This is a genomic window from Brucella sp. NBRC 14130 (assembly GCF_040371715.1).
GTDB lineage: Bacteria > Pseudomonadota > Alphaproteobacteria > Rhizobiales > Rhizobiaceae > Brucella > Brucella intermedia.
Genome location: NZ_BAABTE010000045.1, coordinates 1 through 4447 on the forward strand (window position 1 = coordinate 1; position 4447 = coordinate 4447).

Below are 4447 nucleotides of genomic sequence, written 5' to 3' on the forward strand. Positions count from 1 at the left end.
GGCGGGCTGCGCCCTCCCCCCTCTGTCCGGGGGAATGTCAGAGGCCATTCCCCCGGAAAGACCGGGGAGGCTTCGCCCAAGGGGGCTTCCCTGCGGGACTTCGGGAAAAAGGAGACAGAAAATGAGCATCTACACCCAGACCGCCCGTTTCGACACCGGCCGCGCCCTGACCGAAGCCGAAATGCGCCGCATCGCGCCGTCCATCTTCGCCGTGACCGCCCATGAGAGCAGGTCCGAGCGCTTCAAGCCCATCCCCACCATCGAGGTGCTGCGCGGCCTGATGAATGAAGGCTTCATGCCGGTCGGCGCCAAGCAGTCCAGCAGCCGCATCGAGGGGAAGGCCGATTTCACCAAGCACCTTATTCGCATGCGCCGGATCGATGACGGCAAGGTCTATCATGTCGGTGACACCGTCTGCGAAATCCTCCTGAAGAACGCGAATGACGGCACCAGCGCCTACGAGCTGATGGCCGGACTCTTCCGCATCCGTTGCCTCAACTCGCTGGTAACGCAGACCGGAACCATCGACGCCATCAAGGTCCGGCATTCCGGCGACGTGCAGCACAAGGTCATCGAGGGCACCTATCGCGTCCTCGGGGAGGCCGAGCGCACCCTTGCGGCCCCGCAGGACTGGTCCGGCATGCGGCTGAAGCAGGAGGAGAAGGAAATCCTTGCCGATGCGGCGCATGTTCTCCGGTTCGGGGACAACGAGGGCGAGACCAAGACGCCGATCAAGGCGGAGCAATTGCTGGTTCCCCGCCGGCACGACGACCGCAATGACGATCTCTGGACCGTCTGGAATGTGGTTCAGGAAAACGCCATCAAGGGCGGTTTGCGCGGCGTCGGCCGCGACGATCTCGGCAGGCCGCGCCGTGCGACGTCCCGCGCCGTCAACGGGATCGATCAGGACATCAAGCTGAACAAGGCCCTTTGGCTGCTCGGCGAGCGGATGGCCGCGCTGAAATCCTGACCGGACCCACAAGAGCGCCGTTGCTACCCGGCGGCGCTCTCCCCATCACCAAAAAATCGGAGGCTCTACCATGAAGCCCGCGCATCCCGTCGTCATCTCCAATTTGCGGGAGATCACCGGCCATGTTCGCCCGATGGCCTTAGCCAATGCAATTCACGCTCGCGTCCCTTCCTCTTGGGGCGGCGCATTCTTCATCACGCTGAACAACATCCGCGACTGCATCGAAGCCGGAGACCGCTGGTTTGAGGAGGAAACCCCGGAAGGGTTCCGGGTTTCGACCGATAGCGGCTTCTCCTGCATCGTGCCGAGACGCCCTGCCTTTTGTTCAGTCCCTCATGCGGCCGCCGAGCTGGTGACGAACCACGAGGACGGAGACCAGATCGCGACCGCATCGAAAGGCGGTGAGGCATGAGCTACGCAATCAAGTGCCGCGTCGTCGGCACGAAAAGCTGGTCATTCCTGAGCAACCGGGGAAGCAACCGCTTGCGCATCCATGCAATCCGGTTTGCGACCGCCGAAAAGGCTCATGGCTTCATAGACAGAAACAGCGAAGAAAATCCGGCATGGGAATGGAAGGTCGTCGACCTCACCACCGGCAGGACCATCCGGGCAATGAATGGAGGTTGCGATGCAGGGGAACGCTGATCCACTTCGCGAAGCCGCGCCCGAGCTGCTGGAGACGCTCAAACTCGCCGTCGCTCGCGTGAAGCTGGCGAACGACGAAGGCGACCCGATCCTAAGCGCATGGCTGCCCGGCGCGCTGGCGACCATCGCCAAGGCCGAAGGCCGCGCCGCTTCCCGCAATCCCCGGTCCATAAGCATCGGAGAAAGGATGCTGGACGCCTTGCAGCGGGCCGAGCTGTTCATGTCGGGGTTCGAGGATGATCCTCTGCAAGAGGGCATTGATGACGATCTCGGCGCGATCAGGTCAGCGATAGCCGACCTGAAGGACGGCGCGGCCACCAGCACAGAGGAAGGTCCCGACCATGAATAAAGCACGCCGCAAGGCCATCGCCGACCTTATCGACCGCCTCGATACCTTGAAGGGGATTGCAGACGAAATCAGGTCCGAGGTCGAAACGATCAAAGACGCGGAAAGCGAGGCGTTCGAGAACCTGTCCGAGAGCTTCCAGGGCAGCGAGCGAGGGCAGGCGATGGAGGCGGCGGCCTACGCCCTTGAAGACGCCGTAGGTGCCATGGACGAGATCGGGAGCACAATCGATCAGGCCGTCGGATATTTGAACACGGCATCGGCATGATGCCGGTGCTTCTGCCGCTCAAACGCTTTCCTCACCACCCACTGAAAGGAGCCTTCTGATGACGAAGGATAATATTGTCCTGTTTGGACCGGACGGCGAAATCCGTGCAGGTCACTACGTCGCCACGGCGACGGTCGATTTTGGCCGCCGCAATCTGTTTTTCATGATGCCGGGGAAGGAGCGCCATATAGCGACCATCGCTGGCCGGTCGCGCTCGAAGCCCCTGCAATTCGACTTCGACGTGAAACGCATGTGCGCGGCCCTCTCCGCCTTCGATAGCTGGAGCGAAATCCCCGGCGTCGAGCGCCCCGAACGGGCAGCGGATGCCTGCCGCCTCCTGATCGAAGCCTATATGTACAATCCCGAACAGGTCGATTGGTCGGATATCCAGATCGCCCTCGATGCCGCGCTCGAAGCCTTCGGTCTACCGGAGGACTACCCGGAGAAAGTCTTCGCGGCCCAGCACGAGGACCTGTCATGACCGAGCCTCTGACCACCGAAGAACATGCCGCCGTCACCACCTACGCTCTTGCCCATGGCGAAAACTGGAAGGACGACCTTCTGGCCGACTGGATGGACGGGCGCACCCAAGGCACCTTGCAGCACCTTCGCAACACGCGCGGCCCGTCCTGGCTCGCGGACTATTCGCTGGCGGACTGGCCCAAGAGCCTGTTTTCCAACGAGCAAAGGGGCGCATGATGGAATCCGGTTCGCACGACTTCACCGCTCACGTCCATCCGGTCCTGGCGGTTGGCTGCCCCGATTGCGGCAAGCCTATCGGAGTCTGGTGCGTCAGGCCGAGTGGCCATCGCGCCAGCGACCTACACCGCAGCCGACGAATGGAGGCGGATCGCGTGTTTATAGACCAGCATGGCGAGAATGCTGCCATCAAACGGACGGCCGATGGCTGGACGATCTCGAAATAGCCTTCACCTTGCGGAACCGCTAAACGCCTGGCCATTGCGGTCAGGCGTCTGTTGCATTGGCGAACCTTGCGGCGGGCGAGCTGGCTGGCCGCGTGCCTTGTCCTCCCCGCGTCGAGCGGATCGGACCAGGACGAGGGGCACCCCGAAGCCCCGCCCCTCGAACTCCCCTGCCCCCCCGCCAAAACGGCGCGCCGCGTGCGGGCGCAGTCGACCCCGCCTTCCCTGCGGGTCGCTATGCTGAGGCTCCTGCGGCTGCGCTTCTTCCGCACACAACGCAGCGAGAATTCCCGAAATCCCGGCCATAGGCCGGCGCTATGCTGATCTCTCCGATATTCGCCTTCTTCACAGGATCGGGCCGCGCTCGCTACGCTGCGTACCGGAGCGATCACGGTGTAGCCTAATCCGGGAATAGGTCAGGATCTCGTTACACCTTTCAGCACGCGCTGGGTCGAAGCCGATTTCACAGCGGCCGCGATCTTCTCAAGAAAAGCCGCGCTCACATTGCCAAGCGGTTTGGTCGACTCGAAATCGAACGCCTTGTCGAGCTCGACGCGGTTGTACTCGTCGAGGATGATCCAGCACGGATAGGCAAGGTTGGTGCGGCGGCATTCCATCTCGGGAAAAGCAAGTGCGATCCGATCCGGCGGCGGCTCCTGCGATGTAATCGGGAACAGGAAGACCGCGCCGGGATTTCCGGGGGTGCGAACGACGATACAGACGGGACGCGCCTTACGGCCGGACTCCTCGCCGGCTTGTGCCTGGCGCGCCCACAGATAATGGAAGCGGACGATCTCGCCGCGTTCAAGCATCGTGATGCTTCCCGTCAAGGATTGCATCGATACCTTCCATCAACTCATCGTGGATATGTTCCGGTGCATCCTCCAGCCGATAAGCCTGCGCTTGGGGTTGACCCTTCAGACGCTCATAGGTTTCCGCCGTCAGGATCACCAGCTTCTGCTTGCCGCGCTTGGTGAGCGCGACCGGCTCGATCAGCGCGGCCTCAAGGATTTCCCCGGACGCACGATTCATATCGGAAAAGGTGAACTGCTTCATGGTTGCCTCGATGACTGTTCTACCTAATATACGTAAATCATGCGAAATATGCAATTGGATTCCGATGACGCAGCTGGGCTGAGATTCTTGGGCCACCGCCCGTTTCGGGCGGCGCGCTCTATGCGAAGGGGCACGGAGCCAGCCTGCGGCCGTCTCCGCCGATGCCGGTGACGATCGCTTGTCCTTCTCGGCTGCTGCGCATCCGGCACTGAGGCCCGCGCGCGGGCCGCATCGTTCGT

Annotated in this window: 10 protein-coding genes; 8 read left to right on the forward strand and 2 right to left on the reverse strand. The window is 62.4% G+C overall.

Annotation, left to right across the window (positions count from 1 at the left end):
- Positions 1 to 121: 121 nt before the first annotated feature.
- From ABWW28_RS27280 to ABWW28_RS27315, 8 genes are all read left to right on the forward strand, one after another.
- Entirely contained in the window at positions 122 to 970 is an 849-nt protein-coding gene (locus ABWW28_RS27280; RefSeq protein ID WP_234190725.1) for a DUF932 domain-containing protein, read from the forward strand.
- A gap of 70 nt (positions 971 to 1040) precedes the next feature.
- Positions 1041 to 1382 carry a hypothetical protein gene (locus ABWW28_RS27285; protein ID WP_234190723.1) on the forward strand — a complete coding sequence of 114 codons (342 nt, stop codon included), beginning with the start codon at positions 1041 to 1043 and terminating at the stop codon, positions 1380 to 1382.
- Positions 1379 to 1615, forward strand: a complete 237-nt coding sequence (locus ABWW28_RS27290; RefSeq protein ID WP_234190720.1) for a hypothetical protein — start codon at positions 1379 to 1381, stop codon at positions 1613 to 1615. Before ABWW28_RS27285 ends, ABWW28_RS27290 begins: the two co-directional genes overlap by 4 nt.
- Positions 1599 to 1964 (forward strand): hypothetical protein, encoded by a 366-nt coding sequence (locus tag ABWW28_RS27295; RefSeq protein WP_234190718.1) that lies wholly within the window; start codon positions 1599 to 1601, stop codon positions 1962 to 1964. The genes ABWW28_RS27290 and ABWW28_RS27295 overlap by 17 nt, the downstream gene beginning before the upstream one ends.
- Complete coding sequence (locus ABWW28_RS27300; protein ID WP_234190716.1) at positions 1957 to 2229, forward strand: hypothetical protein; 273 nt, start codon at positions 1957 to 1959, stop codon at positions 2227 to 2229. The genes ABWW28_RS27295 and ABWW28_RS27300 overlap by 8 nt, the downstream gene beginning before the upstream one ends.
- A 58-nt stretch (positions 2230 to 2287) precedes the next feature.
- Positions 2288 to 2710 (forward strand): hypothetical protein, encoded by a 423-nt coding sequence (locus ABWW28_RS27305; protein ID WP_234190714.1) that lies wholly within the window; start codon positions 2288 to 2290, stop codon positions 2708 to 2710.
- Positions 2707 to 2928 carry a hypothetical protein gene (locus ABWW28_RS27310; protein ID WP_234190712.1) on the forward strand — a complete coding sequence of 74 codons (222 nt, stop codon included), beginning with the start codon at positions 2707 to 2709 and terminating at the stop codon, positions 2926 to 2928. The genes ABWW28_RS27305 and ABWW28_RS27310 overlap by 4 nt, the downstream gene beginning before the upstream one ends.
- Complete coding sequence (locus ABWW28_RS27315) at positions 2925 to 3155, forward strand: zinc finger domain-containing protein (RefSeq protein ID WP_353392963.1); 231 nt, start codon at positions 2925 to 2927, stop codon at positions 3153 to 3155. The genes ABWW28_RS27310 and ABWW28_RS27315 overlap by 4 nt, the downstream gene beginning before the upstream one ends.
- Positions 3156 to 3568: 413 nt before the next feature.
- Here the strand turns inward: ABWW28_RS27315 and ABWW28_RS27320 are convergent, their stop codons facing one another.
- Together ABWW28_RS27320 and ABWW28_RS27325 are read right to left on the reverse strand one after the other, a co-directional pair.
- Positions 3569 to 3964 carry a type II toxin-antitoxin system PemK/MazF family toxin gene (locus ABWW28_RS27320; RefSeq protein ID WP_234190710.1) on the reverse strand — a complete coding sequence of 132 codons (396 nt, stop codon included), beginning with the start codon at positions 3962 to 3964 and terminating at the stop codon, positions 3569 to 3571.
- A complete protein-coding gene (locus ABWW28_RS27325) occupies positions 3957 to 4208 on the reverse strand; it encodes a type II toxin-antitoxin system prevent-host-death family antitoxin (RefSeq protein ID WP_234190702.1) in 252 nt (83 codons plus the stop codon). Before ABWW28_RS27325 ends, ABWW28_RS27320 begins: the two co-directional genes overlap by 8 nt.
- Positions 4209 to 4447 lie beyond the last annotated feature (239 nt).